Below are 19789 nucleotides of genomic sequence, written 5' to 3'. Positions count from 1 at the left end.
ACCCTAGCCGAACAGGTCCTGCTCTTCCTTGAGCAGCTTTTCGGCCACGGCGCGCGAGTCCACCTGGTATTCGCCGGATTCCACCTTGCTCTTCAGCGCGTCCACCTTTTCCTGCCGCACGTCGGGTGCGGCAAGGGCGGCGGAATACGCTTCGGTGCGCAGCTTGGCCTCGTTGGAAAGGCTCACCCGGTCTCCCTGGGGGGAAGACGCGGCGTCGCTTTCCTTGCGCGCGGAGGTGCGCTTGGTCTGAAGCTCGGACTGTTCCAGCTTGGTCCTGTACGGATCCAGGTTCTTGAGATAATTCTTGATTTCCATGGTTACCTCCCCGGGGGAGCATACCGTTTACCGGAACTCGAACCGCCTAGAGCATGGTTTCGTCCACCGTTTCGAGAGCGATGTGCCATAGCCGGTCCAGGATTCTCGCCTTCTCCGCTGGCGCTACCTCGACGGGGCCGTCCGGTCCGGTGCGAAACACCTGGATGTCCAGCTGCGTCGGAGGATACGTGAAGGTGAGCGTTTCTCCCAGTTCCTGTTCCAGCTTCTGCCGAATCTCTCGTACGACGGGGTTGTCGCTTCCCGCAAGCAGAAGATTCTCCATGATCTCGCGAGCCACGCGTTCCACCATGAACCTGCGCTTCACCTCTGGAGGAATGGCGCTTTCCTCCTCGCCCGACGCGAGTCGCATGGCCTGCCGGTAGCGGGCCAGCCTGCGCGCGGTCACAAGCTGCTTGTCGTAGTGCAGCAGCATGTTGCGAAGGTAAAACGAGTTCGTGGTCACGGTAGTCTCCCCTCGTATCGCCTATCGGCTGCCCTAGGGGGAAACTTTAGGGGGCGGACGCATTTTTTCCGAAAAAAACTTTCGGCCAATGCGGCGAGGGAAGACCCGCCCATGCACTCACCCCTCCTATCGGCGGCTGGCGCGGGAACATTAGGTGATTTTGGGGTGCGGCTGCATTCTTTTGGAGCAGGTAGGGATATCCCCCGGTGTGTATTGGGTGTTTTGCATCCACATGGGGGGACATGGATGCACCGCCGCATGGCGGCGCGGTCACATGCATGGGATACGGCTGTGGGGATGGCGCGCTTGCGCCCGGACTCGCCATGGGGCATGACACGCGAGACGCGTCGCGTCGTATTTTTTCCCGGAGCCATGACCGCATGACCGATGCTTTCACGATGCCGCAAGGCTGCCCGGCGGATTCCGCCGCCCCTGTCTCCCCCGTGGGCCCCTTCCGGGCGCTGCTGCCCGTGCTGCTGGCCTCCGGCTCGCCCCGCCGCCGCGAATTCCTGCACTCCCTCGGGCTGTCGTTCGAGGTGCATGGCAACGGCGCGGCCGAGCCCGATCCCCGCCCCGGCGAGCCCCCGGCGGACTACGCCCGCCGCGCAGCGGCGGCCAAGGCCGCCTCGGTGGCCGTGTCACGCGCCGGGTGGGTGGTCATCGCGGCGGACACGGTGGTGGCCCTGCACGGCGAAATCATGGGCAAGCCGCAGGACCGCGCCGATGCGCTGCGCATGCTCGCCCGTCTGGCCGGGCACACCCACGAGGTGGTCAGCGCCTGCTGCGTGGCCCTGCCGGGCGGCGCCCGCGAAACCTTTCACGCCGCCACCCGCGTGACCATGTGGGATGCGCCCCCCGCCGCGCTGGCCGCCTATGCCGCCACGGGCGAGCCCGACGACAAGGCCGGAGCCTACGGCATTCAGGGCGTGGGCGCGTTTCTGGTGGAATCCATCGACGGCTCGTGGAGCAACGTGGTGGGGCTGCCGGTGGCGGAACTGGTCCGGCTGTTGCTGCGTCACGGGGTTATCGAACCGGTGGTCCGGCAACCGGCAGACGGACAGGCAGGATACGGAGCACAGGCATGAACACGATGCACGACAATGGGCCGGAGCGCTGCGCCCCGCCGCAAGCCCCGCGAGGTCTGGACAGGCTGGCGCTGGAAGTGGCCCGGGTGTGGTACGCCGGGCGCAGCCCCGTGGCCCCCGGCACCATGGGGTCCGCCGTGGCGGCGCTGCTGGCGCCGTGGCTGTTCCTGCCCCTGCCGTTGGGCTGGCGCGTGGCGCTGCTGCTGGCGGTGTTCTGCGGCGGGGCCTGGGCGGCCGGGCGCGCGGCGCGGGTGCTGGGCCGGTGCGACCCCGGCAGCGTGGTCATCGACGAGGTGGCCGGGCAGTGGACGGCCATGCTGCCCTTCGCCACGTTGTCGCCGTTGGGCGTGCTGGCCGCCTTCGTGCTGTTCCGGGTGTTCGACATCCTGAAGCCCGGCCCGGTGGGCGCCTCGGAATCGTGGCTGGACGGCGGTCCGGGCATCATGATCGACGACGTGGTGGCCGGGGTGTGCGCGGCGGTGGTGCTGGCCGTGCTGTCGTGGCTGGGCCTGCCGGTCTGACGGCAAGAGGGAGCGTCACGGAGGCCCGGCGGGATTGCCCGCCGGATCGTGAAGGATTTTGACGGGCATTGCCCGGCGGCACGACGGCCCGCGCACCCGGTGGTTCCGGGTACGCGGGCCGTCGTGCGTTGTCCGCTTTTTCGCGTGGCGGGGGCAATGGGCGTCCGATCCGGTGGCGTTGCGTCAGCCCCGTTCGGCCAACGCCAGCCGGATGCCCAGGAACAGGAACAGCGCGCCAAGGCAGCGGTCGCCCCAGCGCGCGAACCGTCCCGCATGCGCTCCGGCCTGGAAGAGGCTGCCCAGCCGGGCCGCGCCCCAGGCCACCAGCAGGTTCACCAGCGTGCCGTTGACGGTGAAGATGCACCCCAGCAGCAGGAAGGCCCCGGCCATGGAAGCGGATGGCATTGCGCCAGCATCGGCCCCTCCGTCCACGAACTGGGGCAGGAAGGCCAGGAAGAACAGCGCCACCTTGGGGTTCAGGGCGTTGGTCAGGAATCCCTGCGCGAACACCGCCCGCAGGCTGGCCTGCGGCGCGGGGCCGCTGCCGTATGCGCTCCGGCCGGATGCCCCGGCCGCGTCCGCCGGTTTCCTGCGGGCCAGCAGCAGGGTGGTTCCCATGTACAGCAGGTAGGCCGCGCCCAGCAGCTTCACCACGGTGAAGGCCGTGGCCGAGGTGGCCAGCACGGCGGACAGGCCGAAGGCCGCCGCCGCGATGTGCACCGAGCAGCCCGCGCCGATGCCCAGGGCCGCCGCCACCCCCGCGCGCGGCCCGCGCGTGGTGGACCGGGCGATGATGTACAGCATGTCCGGGCCGGGAGTGACGTTCAGCAGCAGGCCCGAGGCCACGAACAGCCAGATGTCGTGCACGCCGTGCATGGGAATCCTCCGATGTTTTCGCCCTCATGCGCCCCGGCCCGCCGGGCGTCAACCCGGAGCATGCCCGGCGCATGCCGGGCGGGTGCTGACGAGGTGCGCCGCGCCCCTGTGGAAAATGTGTGTTTCTTTTTTACCATCCTTGAATGAAACGACATTTTTTACACGTGACATGTGCGCCCGGCACAGGTCATGACCTTTGGCAAGGCGGATGGGAGACGCGCGCGGCCGCGTTGTGCACGCAGTGTGCGCAATGGTGTGCATATCTTCGATATTATGTTGAGATCAAAAGAAATCCAACGCATTCGGATGAAAGGAGAAGTCAAGGCGGCGAGAGGCCGTGGGGCGTGGGGGGCCGCGTCCGGTGCACCGGCGGGAGGTCCGGGAGGTGCGGGAGGCGCGTGACGCGTTCCGGCCCGGACACGGGTACGGAATTTGCTCTTTTCCTAAGGTGAGCCATCCTTGGGGCCGGGGGGCCGGGGGGCCGGTGGCCCGGCAGGGTTCCGCGCCCCCGGCGTTGCCCCGGCGTTGCCCTGTCGATGGCGTTTGCCGCCCTGCCGGACATTGTCGTCAAGCGAGGTGAAGTATGCTGCCCCCTGAAGTTCTGGAAAAGCGCATAGCCTATGAAAAGATGCTGGCCGAGATATCGGAGGACGCCGTACTGGTGCACGATATCAAGGACTTTCTCACGAACTCCATCCGCAAGATGGGGGAGATTCTGAACGTAAGCCGGGTGTTTGTCTTTCAGTACAACGCCCCTGACGACGTGTTCCGCTGCCTGTGCGGATGGGATGAGCCGGATGCGGTGGGGGAAAGGAAGAAAGACGGTTTCGTCCTTTCCATCCCGTGGGCCACGCGGCAGCTTGAAACCGGCAACATCATCAACTACCGCGATATTCGTGACATGCCCGGCCCCTGCTACAGAAAGCATCTTTTGCAGGAAGGCATAAAGTCCACGCTCAACGTGCCCTTGTTCATCAAGGGGGAACTGTACGGCTTTGTGGGCTTTGACGAGCATCGCTATCACCGCGCCTGGCAAAACGAGGATTTGTACATCCTGACCACCGCCGCCCAGATTATCGTCCGCACCATCGAAAACAAGAAATACGAAGAGAAACTTGAAGAGCACCGCAATATCCTTGCGTCCATTTTTTCAAGCGTGCAGGACGCCATCATAACCGTTGACCCCTCCCTGCGCATCCTGGAGTCCAACAAGGCTGCGGGACGCATTTGCGGCATTGCCGATGCGCAGGGCAGACTCTTTGCCGAGTGCATCGGTTCCTGTTCCGGAAGATGCATCGAAGCCCTGCAAAAAACGCTGGAAGAACGATGCCTGATACACGACCGGCAAATACTCTGCTGCCCGGACGCCACCGAGGGCAAAATCGCCACGGTAAACTGCTCGCCCCTTGTCAGCGGCAACAGCAACTTTGTCGGGGCGGTGCTTGTCATCCGGGACATCACCCGCCTGACGCGCCTTGAGACGGTGCTCCGGGACCGGCAGTACTATCAGGGCATCGTGGGAAAAAGCGAAAAAATGCAGGAGCTTTACCGGCTGCTCCGGTCCCTGGTGGACGTCAACGCCACGGTGCTCGTCTCCGGCGAATCCGGCACGGGCAAGGAAAAGATCGCCCACGCCCTGCATTACGGGGGGCAGCGCGCGGACAAGCCGTTCATCAAGGTCAACTGCGGCGCCCTGGCGGAAACGCTGCTGGAAAGCGAGCTTTTCGGCCACGCCAAAGGCGCGTTCACCGGCGCGGAAAAAGAAAGCAAGGGCCGGTTTGAAGCGGCGGACGGCGGCACCATCCTGCTTGATGAAATCGGCGATATTTCCGCGAAGATCCAGCTCAAGCTGCTCAGGGTGCTGCAAGAGAGGGAATTCGAACGGGTGGGCGAGCACAAGCCGCGCAAGGTCGACGTGCGGGTCATCGCCTCCACCAACAAGGACCTGAAAAAGGCCATTGCCGCGGGGCAGTTCCGCGAGGATCTGTTTTACAGGCTCAACGTGGTCAATGTGGACGTGCCGCCCTTGAGGCACAGGAAGGAAGATATCCCCGCCCTGGTGGACCACTTCTGCATGCTGTTTTCCGCAAGCTACCGGAAAGCCATCGACGGCGTGTCTCCGGAGGTCTTACGGGTCCTGCACGAGTACGACTGGCCCGGCAACGTGCGCGAACTGGAACACGCCATCGAACATGCGTTCGTGGTGTGCCAGGACAAGGTGATCGGCCTTGCGCACATCCCGGCCGAAATCAGGGAACAGGCCCAGCGCAGGCGGCCCGGCCCGTCGGCGGGCCGGGCTGCCGAAGACCGGGCGAGCATCGTCAACGCCCTTGTCAAATGTGGCTGGAACGTGTCCAAAGCCGCCCGCCTTCTCGGCACCAGCCGCTGGACCCTGTACCGCAGGATGCAGGAGTTCGCTGTCGAGCGCCCCGTCGAGCACCTGTAGCATGCTACGCCTCTGTGGCAGGCAAAGGTGTAGCATGCTACAGGGCGTGGCGCGCAACAGGTTTGCCAATGCGGTTTTCCGCCGTGACAACAACCCGTAAATTCAAGGAAAAAAGCTCGCTCCAGTCCTTTGCCTCCTTGGCATACGCCTTGCTCTCCCTCCGGTAACGCATCGGAAAGGTTTGGCACGTCATTTTGCAACAACCTTCACAGGAGAGCAGTATGCACAGGATAATCTATAACTGGATGTACCCGCGTTCCCTGACCACGGTGTTTATGCGAGCGCTCACCAACAGGGGAGACTTCAACACCATCTTCGAGCCCACGCTTCCTCTTTACTGGAGAGAGCGCAACGAAAAGGGCGTCCAGTCCCACCAGGACTACGCGGGCTGGCCCGTGGACTACGAGGGCATCAAGGCGAAGGTCTACCAGATCGCGGAAACCAAGCCGACGTTCGTGAAAGAGTGCACCTACCACGCCATCGATCATTACATCAACGACGACGAGTTCATGCACCGCGTCACGCACACGTTCCAGATCCGCAACCCCAAGTACGTGATCCTGTCCTTCTGGAAGGTCATCGGCTCCCAGCGGGCGCTGCGCATCGAGGACATCGGCCCGGTGGCCTCGTCCAGGATGTTCCACCGCCTGACCGAGCTCGGCCTGCACGCCCTTGACGGCGGCAAGACCCCCCTGGTCATCGACGGCGACGACTTCCAGAACGATCCCGAAGGCATCATGGCCGCCTGGTGCGACGCCATCGGCGTGGACTACAAGCCCGAAAGCATGAAGTGGGCGCCGGAATGGCGGCCCGAGTACAACCACTGCGAAGGCTTCTACGGCGACGTAAGCCAGAGCACGGGCGTGCAGAAGAATGTCGAGGCGTTCATGTACGACGAAAAGGTGGTGAACGCCCTCTTCGAAGACCTGCCCATGCTCAAGATGCTCTACGAGCACTGCCTGCCCTACTACGAAGAACTGTATCCCTACCGGCTCAAGCCGAAGAAGCTCAAGTAGGGAACGGGTTCAAGGCCGACCCAGGCAGTCATTCAGAAGAATACGGGCTCCCCGCGCGCTCTGCCGCGCCACACGGCGGACGCGCGGGGAATTGAAGGGGAACATCGCATGCAAACCCAGGAAGGCCATCTCCAGGTCGTCAACGCCGTAAAGATCTACGATCCCGGCGGGGCCAACGTCTGCGCGGTGGACGATTGCAGCTTCGAGATCAAGGCCGGCGAGTTCGTGGCCATTGTCGGCCCTTCGGGCTGCGGCAAGACCACCCTCCTGAACATGACCGCCGGTTTCGAAGACACCACGGCGGGAGAAATCCTGATGGACGGCAAGGTCATCGCCGCTCCCGGCAAGGTGCCCGTGCCGGGGCCGGACAGGGTGGTGGTGTTTCAGGCCGGCGCGCTCTTCGACTGGATGACGGTGCTGGAAAACATCGTCTTCGGCCCCGTGAGCACCGGAGCCATGACGGCGCGGGACGCCAGGGCCAAGGCGCTGGACCTCATCCGGGGCGCGGGGCTTGCCGGGTACGAGAACGAATATCCCATCCGCATTTCTTCCGGCATGAAGCGGCGGGTGGAAATTCTCCGGGCCCTGATCAACGAGCCCAAGACCCTGCTTCTGGACGAGCCGTACCGGGCCATGGACGCCATCACCAAGGCCGTCATGCACAAGTTCCTTCTCGACGTCTTCGACCGGGTGCACAAGACGGTCATGTTCATCACCCACGACCTGGACGAGGCCATCTACCTGTCGGACCGGGTGGGCATCATGACCACGCGGCCGGGCAAGTTCAAGACCTGGATCAATGTGGACCTGCCCCGGCCGCGCGACTTCACCATCAAGAAGACGCCTGAATTCCTGGAATACAAACGGGCGACCCTGGAAGCCGTGCACGAAGAGGCGAAGAAATCCTTTGAACGCGGTGAGCGCGAAGGCGCGTAGCCGGTCACGCAACACACCGGAGACAGACCATGGCTGACGCAATGCGGATGGAAAACGTCTGCGTCTCCTTCGGGAACAAGCAGATTCTCGACAACATCTCGCTCACCATAGAAGAAGGATCCTTTTCGTGCATCTGCGGCCCTTCCGGATGCGGCAAGACCACCATCATGTCCATCCTCGCGGGCTACATCATGCCGGACAGCGGCAGTTGCACCTTCATGGGCAGGCCCGTCACCGGCCCCAGCCCCGACCGGCTTGCCGTGTTCCAGGAAAACACGCTCTTCCAGTGGATGACCCTTTGGGAGAACACCCTCTTCGGGCCGAAAATCCAGGGCAAGGACATGAAGGCCGCGGCGGAAAAGGCGCGGGAACTCATTGCCCTGACCGGGCTGGAAGGCTTCGAGGGCAAGTATCCGGGGCAGCTCTCGGGCGGCATGCAGCGCAGGGCGGAGCTTATCCGCGCCCTGATCAACGACCCGCGGATACTGCTCATGGACGAACCGTTTCGCGGCCTCGACGCCATGACCAGGGCGATGATGCAGGAGTATTTCCTGCGCGTGTTCGAAAGCACGGGCATCACCATGCTGCTCATCACCTCGGAATTGGACGAGGCCGTGTTCATGAGCGACACCGTGTACCTGCTCTCCACCATGCCCGCGACCATCAAGAAGCGGATGCCGGTCGCCATCGAGCGTCCGCGCCTTCTGGAGCATCAGGCTTCGCAGGAGTTCGCGAACATCCAGACCGAGGCGTTCGCCATCATGGAAAGTGAGGCGCTCAAGGCGTTCGAGCACATACCGTCAACCAGAACGTAAGCCCCGGCAGAGCGGCCCTGTACCGCCGCGTCCTGACCGGCTGCGACAACGAGGTGGCCCATGACCCAGACCACAGCACAACCGGCTCACGCCCCGGGCACGGCCCCCTCCGGTTCCGCCGGAAAGCCCAAGGCGTTTTTCTCCAGATACCGGCCCAAGGTTGAAAGTCTGATCACCTGCACCACCCTGGCCATCATATTCCTGGTCTGGTTCGAGGTGACGCGCAGACAGGTCGTGCCCAAGATATTCATCCCCTCGCCCCATGACGTCCTGATGGGCTTCAACGAAACCATTTTCACCGGCTATCACGGCAAGGGGCTCGCGTACCACTGCCTGGTGAGCCTGGGCCGCGTGCTGCTGGGCTGGGTGGTGGCCTGCTTCCTCGCCGTCCCCCTGGGCCTGGCCATGGGCCTGAGTTCCAAGGTGCGGGCCGTGTTCGACTATCTGATCGAATTCTACCGGCCTCTCCCGCCGCTGGCCTACTACACGCTGCTGGTCCTGTGGTTCGGCATCGGCGAACTTTCCAAGGTCCTGCTGCTGTTCCTCGCGGCCATTCCCCCGCTGACCATCGGCGCCGTGGAAGGCGTCCGGGAGATCAGCCCGTCGGTCATCCAGGCGGCGCGCTCCCTTGGGGCCAATTCGCGCCAGGTTTTCTACAGGATCATTCTTCCGGCCACCACTCCGGCCATCATCACCTCCATGCGCATCAGCCTCGGCTTCACCTACACCGTGCTGGTGGCGGCCGAGATCGTGGCGGCCACCGAGGGCATAGGCTGGATGGTCTGGGACGCCAGCAAGTTCATGCGCTCGGACATCATCTTCGTCGGCATCATCACCATGGGAGCCACCGGCATCGGCCTTGACGCCTGCCTCAGGATCGCCGCCAGGCGGCTGCTGAAGTGGAAGTACAATTGACGCGGCACATGGAGTGACATCGCAACGTCCCGCCTGAACCGGATTTGCGGAAAGGAGAATACCATGCGCAAGATCAGTCTCATATGTGCGTTGCTGGCAGTTGCCCTGAGCATCGGCCCCGCGTACGCCCTTGCGGCGGAAAAACCCAGGAAGGTGCGCATCGGCTATCTTTCCCTGGTGAACGCCCAGCTCATAGCCAAGAATCTCAAGCTGCACGAAAAGGAAATGGGCGTCGAAATCGAGTGGTACCGCTTCAATTCCGGCCGCGACGTCAACACGGCCATGGCGTCGGGCAGCCTGGACTTCGGCAACGTGGGCCTGCCGCCGGTGGCCATCGGCATTTCCGGCAACCTTACCTACTGGGGCATCCTGAACGCCAACGTGCTCGGGGCCGTGGAGGCCCTGGTGGTGCGCGGCAACATCAACAGCCTCAAGGACCTGGAAGGCAAGACCGTCGTGGCTCCCTTCGGGTCCACCACCCATTACCTCATCATGCAGGCCATGATCGACGCGGGCGTGGACATCGGCAAGGTCAAGCTCATGGACATGGCCCCGGGCGAAGCCCTGGCCCCCTTCATCCGGGGCGACATCGACGCCGCCTACATCTGGGAGCCCTCCCTGGGCCACGTGGTGGCCAACGGCGGCAAGGTTCTGCTTACCAGCGCGGACATGGCCCGGCAGGGCTACCTGACCTGGGACCTCATCTCCGTACAGCCGGAATTTGCCAAGAAGTACCCGGAACTGGTCAAGAAGTTCATCAAGAGCGAACTGGCGGCCATGGAGTACTGGGAAGCCAATCCCGAAAAGTCGGCGGAGATCATTACCGAGGAACTGGGCGGCATTTCGGTGGACGACGCCAAGCGTATGATGCGCGGCACCGTGCTCGTCAAGCTCGACGAACAGTTGAGCGACGCCTACCTGGGCACCTCGGCGAAAAAGGGCAGAACGGCCAGGGACATCGTGGCCGTCGCCAAGTTCCTGCAGGATCAGGGCCGCATCAAGAACCCGGTGACGCTGGAAATGGCCGAGAAGTTCCTGCATCCCGAATTCCTGGAAGCCGTCAAGGCCGAGGCACCATAACACAAAAAGCGGGCGGGGCCGTCTGAAGCGGCCCCGCATGACGGGCGCGCGCGAATCCGGTCGGCACCCGGCCTCCCACGTCGAAACGCGGGCCGGTTGGCGCGCGCCCTCTTTGCGCCAAAAAACGGGCGATCCCGCCGACAATCTCACGGACAGGGGCGGGACAGGGACGACGGCAATGACCTACACCATCTACGATTTCATCGGCAACATCGGGCTGTTTCTGCTGCTGGGCACCTATTTCCTGCTGCTCCTGAACAAGATCGAAAGCCGGTCGGTGCTCTATTCCCTTTCCAACGCCGCCGCTTCCACGCTCATCGGCATCTCCCTGCTTGTGGATTTCAACCTTTCGGCGTTTCTGGTGGAAGTGTTCTGGCTGGCCATCAGCCTGTTCGGCATCGGCAAATGGTGTTACCTGCGGCGCAAGGCGACGCCCCCCGCCCGCTGACGCAAAAAGGCGCACCCGGTGCGGCGTGTCTGCGCCGCACCGGGTGCGCCCGGAGCATTCATGCCGCTTCCGCCGCCGGAAGCCGCATTATTCTTTTGACTGGGGGATGGCCCCTACCCGGCGGCGATCAGCCCCAGGGTGCGCAATTCGGCCAGCAGGCGGTCGAAGTCCAGCGGCTTCACCAGGTAGGCGGAAATGTGCCCCTGTTCGAAGGCGCGCAGGGCGATGTTGATGTCGGTGACGGCGGTGGTGACCAGCACGGGCACGCGGGGCAGGCCGCGTTCCGCTTCCACGGCGCGGATGCGCTCCAGCACGGTCAGGCCGCTCTCGCCGGGCAGCATCAGGTCCAGCAGCACCACGTCGAAGGTGTTGCCGTCCTCCAGCGCCCGCAGGTAGGCCGCGAACGCGCGTTCCGCGTCGTCGGCGACGACGGCTTCGAAATACTGGCCCAGCGTCAGGTTCAGGACGCGGGCGCTGAGGGTGTCGTCTTCGACAATGAGGGCTCGCATGTGGCCTCCGGGCGCGCGCTGTCGTCGTTCCGTTCCCGCGCCGTGCGCGGAAACGTTGCGGATAGCCCGCGTAATGTAGCGTGGAATGCCCGGAAAAAGGAAGGGTGATTTTGCCGCGGCGGAAGCGGGGGGCCACCGCGGGCGGGGAAAGCGGGCGCGGGCCGTCCGTGTCAGGGGAGGAGGGGGAGGGGCGGCTGCCCCGGCTCAGTCCTGGGCGTGGGGCGAGATGTGGCAGGCGTTCTTGGGGCAGAGGCTGGCGTCGCGCATCAGGTCGGCCAGGGTGAAGCTGTTGAGCTTCTTGTACATGGCGCGCGAGGCTTCGTCCCAGATGGTGCGCGTCAGGCACACGGCCATGCGCGGGCAGCAGGGGTTTTCCTCGTCGCAGGTGTAGGGGGCCAGCGATTCCTCCAGCGCGAACACCACGTCGCCCACGGGAATCTCCGAGGCGGGCTGGGTAAGCTGGTAGCCGCCGTGCGCCCCCAGCGTGCTGCGGATGTAGCCGGCCTTGCGCAGCACCCGGATGAGCTTTTCCAGGTACTTGACGGAAATGCCCTGCCGCTTGGCAATGTCGCGGATGGACACGGGGGCTTCCGTGCCGTGCATGGCGATGTCGAGCAGCATGCGGGTGCCGTAACGGCTGCGGGTGGTCAGTTTCATGCGCGTAGGGTGTGGTTTGCGGCGGTGCCCTTCCGCCGGGTCGCGTTGCGTGGCGTTGGCGTTGCCGTGGCCGTTCGTTCCGTCACTCGTCCCGTCATTCGTCCCGTCATTCGTCCCGTCATTCCCCAAGGGCCCGCCGCACGATGCCCAGCATCAGGTCCGGGTCGAACGGCTTGTCCACGGTGCCCACGGCGTTGGGCACCATCAGGTGCAGCCCGCCAAGGCCGGTCACCAGCACCACGGGAATGTGCGCGCCGCCGGGCAGGTCCATCAGTTCGCGGTACACGCGCGGACCCCACTGGCGGGGCATCTCCAGGTCCAGGGTGACCAGGTCGGGCCGCCGGGCGCGGGCCATTTCCACGGCGTCGGGGCCTTCGGTGGCCGCATCGGCCCGGTAGCCGTTGGTTCTGAACAGCGAGACGAGGTAGGCGGCTATGTCCGGGTCGTCCTCTACCACCAGGATGGCCTTGGCCGGGGTGTTCCGGGCCTGGGTGGCGTTGGCCATGCGTCGCTCCGGGCCTCCGTTTGCGGGCCGGGCCGGGGCCGCCGGTTTCACCTTGCGGCGGACGGGCGGCGTTCGGCGGGCCGGGCGGGGGGTGGCTCTCCCCGCCCGGCGGCCATGCAGTCGCGCGCGGGGCGCGGGTCTTGTCGTGCAAGGCCCGCGCGCCCCGGCGCGCTCTATTCGTCTTCTTCCTGCGGCTTCAGGTGCTCGGGCACGATGACCATGCCGATGAGCAGCGGCTTCAGGAACGACCAGCGGATGCCGATCTCGTATTCTTCCTCAAGGTCGCGGATGGCGTCCCAGCAGTTGTGGCAGGGCGCCACCACCAGCTTGCAGCCGGTGGCCAGGATCTGGTCGCGCTTGGTCTTCAGGGCCACGTTGCGCTGGTGCCGGTAGCGGCCGATGCCGTTGAACCCGCCCCCGCCGCCGCAGCAGTAGTTGTGCTCGCGGTTGGGCGCCATTTCGTGGAAGTCTTCCGCGATGTAGCTCATGATGATGCGGGTGTGCCTGGCAAGGCCGTGGTTGCGCACGTAGTTGCAGGAATCCTGCAAGGTCACGGGTTCCTTGATGCGCTTTTCCGGGTCGATCTTCAGCTTGCCGGTGGTCAGCGCTTCGGACACCCATTCCACGTAGTGCAGGAAGGGCACCGGGGTCCGGCCGTCGGGGCGGCCCGCCCAGTAGGGGCCTTCGATGACCGTGGCGCGGTGGGCGTGGCCGCACTCGGTGCCCACCACGCGCTTGGGCCGCAGCTTGTCCACGGCCGCGTACACCCGCTCCACCTGCATCTTGCAGCCCGCCCAGTCGCCGGCGAACATGGTCAGCGAGGTCTGTTCCCAGCCTTCGCTGGGCACGGTCCAGTTCTCGCCCGCCAGGTGGAACAGGATGGCGGCCTCGGCCAGGTCTTCGGGGTAGTGCTTGGGCTCGCGGGCGTTCAGCACGTACATGGTGTCCGCGTCTTCCTTGTCGACGGGGATCTCCAGGCCCGGCCATTCCTCTTGCTGTTCCTCGGCCATCCATTCGCAGGTTTCCACCCAGTCTTCGGTGGTCACGTCCATCTGCGCCCCGTACACGCGGTGCATGCCGGAGCCGATCTTCAGTTCCCACGGCACGAAGCCCTGCGAGAAGAGCAGGCCGCGCAGGTAGCTGAACATGACGCCCATGTCGATGCCGTGGGGGCAGTACATGCCGCAGCGGTTGCAGCAGGTGCACTGCGACCACGCCACTTCCATGGCGTGCATCATGAACGCGGTGTCCACCTCGCCCTTCTTGCGCACGATCTCGCCGAGGGTGGACTGGATCTTGTAGGCGGGCACCTGCTTGGGGTCGCGGTCGTTGACCCGGTACAGGAAGCAGCTGTCGGCGCACATGCCGCAGTGGGCACAGATTTCCAGCCACGTCTTGGTGCGCGATTGCAGGGTTTTCTGCAGCGAGGTCTTCAACGCCTCGACGTCGACCTCCAGCTCGGCCATTTCCTTGTAGTATTGCGCGCCGCCCTTGTCGCCGAGCAGGGACTTGAGGTCCTCTTCGGTGTTGACCGGGCGTCTGTTGCAGAACGTTCCTTCAGGCATGGGATGCTCCTTTCGTGTCCGTCACACGCAGATCATGGAACGGCCGGGCCGCTACCAGGGGAAGGCCGCCCCGCGGCTGTAGCCGCCGCGCTTGATGGCGTAGTCCATGCCGAGCTGGCCGCGCGACATGAAGAACAGCACGATGTGGGACAGCTTGGTGAACGGGGCCACGATGAGCAGCAGTTCGCCCGTGATGATGTGGGCGAGCAGCCACGCCTCGTAGTTGCCCACGTGCAGCCGGGCCACGAAACCGGTGACGAACGGCGCCGCCGAAACGGCGAGGATGAACCAGTCGTAGGCGGTGGTGAGGATGCGCACCTCGGTGAGGGCGATGCGCCGCAGCGCGATCATGACCAGGCCGATGATGGCGGCCACCGTCAGCGCGTCGGCGATGCCCATGGGCAGCACCGGCAGGCTGAAGCCGAACCGCTCGGCCAGGATGATGTTGTGCCCCGCGAGGAACAGCGGCACCAGCACCGCGCCGATGTGGAACAGGAAGAACGCCACGGCGAAGTAGGGCTGTTCGCGCCAGCTGTAGGTGCCGAAGGGCACCATCCACTTCAGGGCGGAATGGATGCCGCCCTTCAGGCCGTGCGCCAGGTGCGGGCCGTAGGCCACGCGGTCGAGCTGCCAGCTCAGGCCGCGCACGTACCAGACCACGCGCGCCGCGAGGCCGCCGAAGAAGACCAGCAGCGCCACCCACAGCATGGGACCGGTGAGGAATGCGTACATGGTTTGCTCCTATGGCAGGCCATGTTTACAGGTGGATCTTTCGCCCGTTGGCGGCGTCAGGCTTCGCCAGCCATTTCGGTCAAATACCAGAAGAGTATGTTCCCTCATGGCAGGCTTGCCTTCCTTGCCAACGAACGAAATCTCTCACTGTAAACACGCCCTGGTCACTGCTTAGTATTTGCGGATCTTCTTGTCGCGCCCGGTAAGGAACAGCCAGTAGCACACGAAGCCCACCAGGGTGGCGCCCATCAGCAGATAGGTGATGTTCTTGGTGTGCAGCATGAACTCGTGCAGGGTATGGATTTCCATAGCGTGCTCCTTGGCGGCCCTAGTGGGCATCCTTGTATTCGGGATGCTCGTACAGCACCGGCATGCGCGTGGCGATGAACCGGTAGACCGTGATGATGAGCGTCACGATGAACACCGAAACGCCGATCTCCATCCAGTGCGGGAAGTAGCGGTCGGCGGCGGGCAGGTTCCAGTTGAAGGCGATGAGCGAGACGTTGAAGCGGTTCACCACGATGCCGAGCACCGCGAAGATCGACGCCACGCGCACCAGGATGATGTTCTTCTCGCGCACGCCGAGGGCGTACAGGAACGAGGGCAGCGCCACGAAGCCGAACATCTCGACCAGGAACCACGCCCCGTAGCCGGTGGCGAGGTAGGCCCAGTCGTTGTCCATGGCGATGTCCATGATCTTGATGAAGAAGTACCCGGCAAGCACGAACGAGGCGGCCTTGCCGAAGCCGAAGACCACGCCCTCGGCCTCCTTCAGGTGGGTTTCGTCCATCTTGTGGTGCAGGCCCCTGTGGGCCAGCGTGCCTTCGAAGATGACCATGGAAAGGCCCGCCACCATGGACGAGATGAAGAAGAACACCGGCAGGAAGCTGGAGTACCACAGGGGGTGCAGCTTGCCGGGGGCGATCAGGAACAGCGCGCCCAGCGACGACTGGTGCAGGGTGGACAGCACCACCCCGAAGATGGTCAGCATCAGGGTCAGCTTGACGACCACGTTGCGGATCTTGCGCAGGCCCAGCCACTCCAGCGCCGCCGGGGACCATTCCACGAACAGCACGGTGAGGTAGGTGGCCACGCACAGGCCCACTTCGAACAGCAGCGAGGTGGTGCCCTGCGAGTACACCAGCGGGTAGGGCAGGCGCAGCGGGTGGCCCAGGTCGTAGTGCAGCGCCACGACCACGAAGAAGTAGCCGAGGAACGCCGTGGTGATGGCCGGGCGCACCGCCGAGTGGTAGCGCTTCATCCCGAACAGGTAGCACGCGGCCGAGGTGACGTAGCCGCCGGCGGCCAGGGCCACGCCGCACAGCAGGTCGAACCCGATCCAGATGCCCCACGGGTTGTTGTCGGACAGGTTGGTGACGGCCCCGATGCCCTGGGTGAAGCGGATGAAGGTGATCACCGCGCCCACGGCAAGGATGATGCCCGTGATGATGTTGCCGGGCGTGAACAGGCCGCTCTTGGTGTTGGCGTCATGCATGTTATGCATCCTCCTTGCCTTCGCCGTCGTCGCCGGTTTCGGCGCTCTGGCCTTCGGCGCGCAGGGCGGCGAACTTCTCTTCGAACGCCTGCTCCGCCTGTTCCATGGCCTTCTTGACCTCGCGGGCCACCGCGGCGTCCTTTTCCTTGGCCGCCTTGGCCAGGGCGGAGTTCATGGCGCTCTCGGCGTCGGCCTTGGCCTTGGCCAGCGCCGCCTGCACGGCTTCCTCGCGTTCTTCGGCCGCGACCTTTTCCTTGCGCTTGGAGATGGCGTAGGCGCCGGTCAGCAGCACCGGCCAGATGCCCACCACCATGGGCACGGAGCCCAGGGCCCCGGCCGTGTACTCCGGCGCGGACTTGCTGCCCATTTCCTGCTGGCCCACGGCCTCGAAGGGCACGCCCGCCAGGTACATCCACGCCGTGCCGCCCATTTCCAGTTCACCGTAGATGTGGTCCTGGTAGCGGCCGGGGTTGGTGCGGATGCGGTCGCGCGCGATGCGCAGCAGGTCGTCGCGCTTGCCGAAGGTCAGGGCCTCCTTGGGGCAGGCCTCGACACAGCCGGGCAGCTTGCCCTCCTGGATGCGCGGGTGGCACATGGTGCACTTCCGGATCAGCGGGTCGAAGGGCTCGTCGTACTGGAACGTGGGCACGTTGAACGGGCACGCGATCATGCAGTAGCGGCAGCCCACGCACAGGCTGCCGTCGTAGGTGACGGAGCCGTCGGGGTTCTTGGTGAACGCCTTGACGAAGCAGGCCGAGGCGCAGGCGGGTTCCAGGCAGTGGTTGCACTGCTGCTTGCGGAACACCGGATGGTCCAGCCCGGCCACGTTGTACTTGTTGACCACCGTCCAGTTGTCCGGGTCGGTACGGCGGGTTTTCTCCAGCACGGTGAGGTCGTCGAACTTCACCTTGGGCGCGGGCAGGTCGTTCACCTCGTTGCAGCCCTGCTCGCACTTGCGGCAGCCGATGCAGCGGGTGGTGTCGTGCAGCACCCCGTAACTGTCCTTGTAGCCCTTGAAGCTCTGGTTGCCCGCCGCGACGGCCTTTTTCGCGCCAACAGCGCTCATGGCCGTGGAAACACCGGCGGTGCCCAGCAGGGTCAGGAATCTTCTCCTGTTCATGGATAACTCCTTACCGGTTTCCTATTTCGCGCGTTCCTTGTGACACTCGGCGCAGGCCGTATCCGCGGGCTTTTCCAGCTTCATGCGGTTGTGGCAGCCCATGCACTGCTGGTGGTAGGCAGCCTTCAGGCCGGGGCGGTCGCCCTTGGCCGGGTCGAAGGGCTTGCCGTGGCAGCTGGCGCACTTGGGCGGCGTCTTGCTGACGGGGCTGTTGTGATGGCAGCCCGCGCACACGGTGGCCTTGTCGGTGTGGAACGTGGCGGCCAGCTTGTCGTCGCCGATGGCGGCCATCAGGGTGTTGATGATCTTGCGGTGAGGCAGCTTCGAGGGTTCGTACTTGTCGGACAGCACGCCGATGGTCACGAACTCGGGGATGTCGTCGGCGGGCAGGGTGCCCTTGGTGGTGCGGCGGACGGCCAGGGTGGCGGCGGCCACTTCGGCGCGCTGCTCCTTGGGGGCCTTCAGCAGGGCGCCGTCGGCCACGGCCTTGGCGTCCAGCGGGCCGGAGGGCCCGACCGGATCGGCGTGGCACACCGCGCAGGCGGCGGCGGACTGGGGCCTGGCGCCGGTCTTCATGAAGCCGTGGCAGCCCGCGCAGGACGGGGTCTGCACCTTCTGGTTGTGGCAGCCCACGCAGCTCTTCATGGAGTCGGGCTGGTGCATGGCCTTCTCGATCTGCACGAAGCTGCCGTCCTTCACGCCTTCCAGCGTGTGGCAGGTGGTGCAGTTGTCGATCTTCACGTGGTGGCAGGCGCGGCAGGTGTTGCTGGCCGCCTCGTGCACCTTGTGGTTGAAGGCCACGGGCTTCATGGTGCCCTTCATGCCCTTGGGGGCGTCCTTACCGGTTTCGGGCAGGACCATGGCGGCGTCGGGCTGGCCGCGTTCCAGGCGGGGCACGTCGCGCACCACCTTGAACTTGGCCTGCATGGCCGGGTCGTGGCAGCCCGCGCAGGACACCGGGCCGGAATCGGCCTTGGCCGGGGCGGCGGCCACGCCGCGGTGGCAGGTGATGCACTGGGTGTGCGCCGCCTCGCGCAGCGAGGGCTTCTTCTCCACGCGCGCGTCGCCGTGGCAGGCGCGGCAGGAGTCTTCCTTGTTCTTGACCCACGCGAGTTTCTTGGCGGCCTCGTCGTACACGTGGTGGCAGGCGCCGCAGTTCTTCTGCGGGTCGTTCACCGGCGCGATGGCCTTGGCGGCCACGTGGCGGTAGTGCAGCGACTTGTCGAGGCCGATCTGCTTCCACGAGGAAGCCACGGGCTTCGGGGTGTGGCACGAGCGGCATTCGCCGTCCTGCGGCCCGGTCTTCCTGCCCGCCTTGGCCTGCTCGGTGTGACAGCCGATACAGTTGGCGTGGTAGATATTCTTGAGGTCGGCGGCGGTGGTGTCCTCAAGGCGCATGAACTTGAGCGACATCTTGCCCTTGTCGTCGTTCTTGTGGCAGGTGGCGCATTCCTTGCCGGGCGCGGCGACCTTGGCCACGGCCTCGGAATGCCGATCATGCGGGAAGGTGACCTTCGGCAACTCCAGGTCGCCGAATTTCGCCATGACGCCGATCTCCACCAGGTCGGCGCGCTGCTCGCCCGTGGAGCCGGGAAGGGGCTTCGTCGTGCCCCGCGCATCCAGCCCGAAGACCGTGACCGCGGCCACGGCGACCAGAGCTCCCGCCCATCGCAGCAGTGATTTCGCGTTCATCATAGTGGCAGTCCTTTGAGATGAGTGAAACGCTTCCTCTGACAACCCTCAGTCGTCGTGCCGCCAGCCGGTTCCCTGCGGCTTGCGCGGCGGCACGGTCGGACAGAGCCCTGCCACGAAGCGGAACTGCGCCGGCGCCCCCCATGCCGGGGCGCCCGCGCTGGTCCGGGTCGTGGTTCCTCCCTGTGGCGTTCGCGCTGTTCCGGTGCGTGTCCCGTAATACCGCGTGGTTGCGTGGCATCGCAGGCCCCCTCGCCGGGGTGTTTCCGGCCGTTGGCGTCGGCCGGAAGGCGCGCGAATACCCTACCTCTAGGGTATGGAATAATTCCTACTGCGGAGGTATGCGATAATCAAGGGTGCGTCAAGCACATTCTGCGAAAAATCGAGGCTGCTCCGTGGGACGGAGGATGTGTTGTTACATGATGAAATAATTGTTGAAAATTTGGTCTGCAAGCGGTTGCAAACTGGTCTTTTTCAGTCCGGATTAAGGCGGTACGCGGGGTAGCGGCGGGGTGTTTTTCCCTGAAGATCGGGAAAAAGGCGGGCTACACGAAAAAAGGGGGCGGCTGCGCGAAAACGGGCATCGGATGGGCGAAAA

General features: G+C 64.9%; 21 protein-coding genes. 9 read left to right on the top strand and 12 right to left on the bottom strand.

Going from position 1 to position 19789, the window contains the following annotated elements; translation table 11 throughout:
• Positions 1-3 precede the first annotated feature (3 nt).
• Positions 4-315, bottom strand: coding sequence for a flagellar biosynthesis anti-sigma factor FlgM (gene flgM, locus ACR4XJ_RS02410; RefSeq protein WP_434753702.1), 312 nt, complete (start codon positions 313-315; stop codon positions 4-6).
• Between the two features lie 46 nt (positions 316-361).
• Positions 362-778 (bottom strand): DVU0524 family FlgM-associated protein, encoded by a 417-nt coding sequence (locus ACR4XJ_RS02405; protein ID WP_434753701.1) that lies wholly within the window; start codon positions 776-778, stop codon positions 362-364.
• Between the two features lie 398 nt (positions 779-1176).
• Here ACR4XJ_RS02405 and ACR4XJ_RS02400 point away from each other — a divergent pair, with 398 nt between their 5' ends.
• Entirely contained in the window at positions 1177-1863 is a 687-nt protein-coding gene (locus ACR4XJ_RS02400; RefSeq protein ID WP_434753846.1) for a Maf family nucleotide pyrophosphatase, read from the top strand.
• Positions 1860-2384 (top strand): phosphatidylglycerophosphatase A family protein, encoded by a 525-nt coding sequence (locus ACR4XJ_RS02395; RefSeq protein ID WP_434753700.1) that lies wholly within the window; start codon positions 1860-1862, stop codon positions 2382-2384. The genes ACR4XJ_RS02400 and ACR4XJ_RS02395 overlap by 4 nt, the downstream gene beginning before the upstream one ends.
• Before the next feature lie 183 nt (positions 2385-2567).
• On the opposite strand, the gene ACR4XJ_RS02390 is transcribed toward ACR4XJ_RS02395, so the two are convergent.
• A complete protein-coding gene (locus tag ACR4XJ_RS02390) occupies positions 2568-3260 on the bottom strand; it encodes a LysE family translocator (RefSeq protein ID WP_434753699.1) in 693 nt (230 codons plus the stop codon).
• 583 nt (positions 3261-3843) lie between these two features.
• On the opposite strand from ACR4XJ_RS02390, the gene ACR4XJ_RS02385 reads away from it, so the two are divergent.
• The 7 genes from ACR4XJ_RS02385 (at position 3844) to ACR4XJ_RS02355 (ending at position 10916) form a co-directional block, all read left to right on the top strand.
• Positions 3844-5706, top strand: coding sequence for a sigma 54-interacting transcriptional regulator (locus ACR4XJ_RS02385; protein WP_434753698.1), 1863 nt, complete (start codon positions 3844-3846; stop codon positions 5704-5706).
• 221 nt (positions 5707-5927) lie between these two features.
• Positions 5928-6722, top strand: coding sequence for a hypothetical protein (locus tag ACR4XJ_RS02380; protein ID WP_434753697.1), 795 nt, complete (start codon positions 5928-5930; stop codon positions 6720-6722).
• A 108-nt stretch (positions 6723-6830) separates the two neighbouring features.
• Positions 6831-7658 (top strand): ABC transporter ATP-binding protein, encoded by an 828-nt coding sequence (locus tag ACR4XJ_RS02375; protein ID WP_434753696.1) that lies wholly within the window; start codon positions 6831-6833, stop codon positions 7656-7658.
• A gap of 29 nt (positions 7659-7687) precedes the next feature.
• Positions 7688-8473, top strand: coding sequence for an ABC transporter ATP-binding protein (locus ACR4XJ_RS02370; protein WP_434753695.1), 786 nt, complete (start codon positions 7688-7690; stop codon positions 8471-8473).
• Positions 8474-8533: 60 nt separating this feature from the next.
• Positions 8534-9388: an ABC transporter permease gene (locus ACR4XJ_RS02365; RefSeq protein WP_434753694.1), complete on the top strand. Its 855-nt coding sequence runs from the start codon at positions 8534-8536 to the stop codon at positions 9386-9388.
• Positions 9389-9451: 63 nt separating this feature from the next.
• Positions 9452-10468 (top strand): ABC transporter substrate-binding protein, encoded by a 1017-nt coding sequence (locus ACR4XJ_RS02360; protein WP_434753693.1) that lies wholly within the window; start codon positions 9452-9454, stop codon positions 10466-10468.
• A 178-nt stretch (positions 10469-10646) separates the two neighbouring features.
• Complete coding sequence (locus tag ACR4XJ_RS02355) at positions 10647-10916, top strand: CBU_0592 family membrane protein (protein ID WP_434753692.1); 270 nt, start codon at positions 10647-10649, stop codon at positions 10914-10916.
• 113 nt (positions 10917-11029) lie between these two features.
• Here the strand turns inward: ACR4XJ_RS02355 and ACR4XJ_RS02350 are convergent, their stop codons facing one another.
• The 9 genes from ACR4XJ_RS02350 to hmcA form a co-directional block, all read right to left on the bottom strand.
• Positions 11030-11425, bottom strand: a complete 396-nt coding sequence (locus tag ACR4XJ_RS02350) for a response regulator (RefSeq protein ID WP_434753691.1) — start codon at positions 11423-11425, stop codon at positions 11030-11032.
• A gap of 204 nt (positions 11426-11629) precedes the next feature.
• On the bottom strand, positions 11630-12082 hold the full coding sequence (locus tag ACR4XJ_RS02345) for an Rrf2 family transcriptional regulator (RefSeq protein ID WP_333506822.1): 453 nt from the start codon (positions 12080-12082) through the stop codon (positions 11630-11632).
• Positions 12083-12200: 118 nt separating this feature from the next.
• The gene (locus ACR4XJ_RS02340; protein WP_434753690.1) at positions 12201-12587 is read right to left on the bottom strand and encodes a response regulator; all 387 of its coding nucleotides are present in this window, start codon (positions 12585-12587) and stop codon (positions 12201-12203) included.
• A 173-nt stretch (positions 12588-12760) separates the two neighbouring features.
• Entirely contained in the window at positions 12761-14152 is a 1392-nt protein-coding gene (gene hmcF, locus ACR4XJ_RS02335) for a sulfate respiration complex iron-sulfur protein HmcF (protein WP_434753689.1), read from the bottom strand.
• A gap of 51 nt (positions 14153-14203) precedes the next feature.
• Positions 14204-14884: a sulfate respiration complex protein HmcE gene (gene hmcE, locus ACR4XJ_RS02330; protein WP_434753688.1), complete on the bottom strand. Its 681-nt coding sequence runs from the start codon at positions 14882-14884 to the stop codon at positions 14204-14206.
• 171 nt (positions 14885-15055) lie between these two features.
• Entirely contained in the window at positions 15056-15193 is a 138-nt protein-coding gene (hmcD, locus tag ACR4XJ_RS02325) for a sulfate respiration complex protein HmcD (RefSeq protein WP_015946222.1), read from the bottom strand.
• Between the two features lie 19 nt (positions 15194-15212).
• The gene (gene hmcC, locus ACR4XJ_RS02320) at positions 15213-16379 is read right to left on the bottom strand and encodes a sulfate respiration complex protein HmcC (RefSeq protein WP_434753687.1); all 1167 of its coding nucleotides are present in this window, start codon (positions 16377-16379) and stop codon (positions 15213-15215) included.
• Between the two features lies 1 nt (position 16380).
• Positions 16381-17499: a sulfate respiration complex iron-sulfur protein HmcB gene (hmcB, locus tag ACR4XJ_RS02315; RefSeq protein WP_434753686.1), complete on the bottom strand. Its 1119-nt coding sequence runs from the start codon at positions 17497-17499 to the stop codon at positions 16381-16383.
• 21 nt (positions 17500-17520) lie between these two features.
• Positions 17521-19194, bottom strand: a complete 1674-nt coding sequence (hmcA, locus tag ACR4XJ_RS02310) for a sulfate respiration complex hexadecaheme cytochrome HmcA (protein ID WP_434753685.1) — start codon at positions 19192-19194, stop codon at positions 17521-17523.
• Positions 19195-19789: the final 595 nt, after the last annotated feature.

The organism is Nitratidesulfovibrio sp. D1, from assembly GCF_051133415.1.
Taxonomy (GTDB): Bacteria; Desulfobacterota; Desulfovibrionia; order Desulfovibrionales; family Desulfovibrionaceae; genus Cupidesulfovibrio.
Note: the sequence above shows the minus strand (reverse complement) of the source record. Positions and strands in the feature narration are given on the sequence as shown.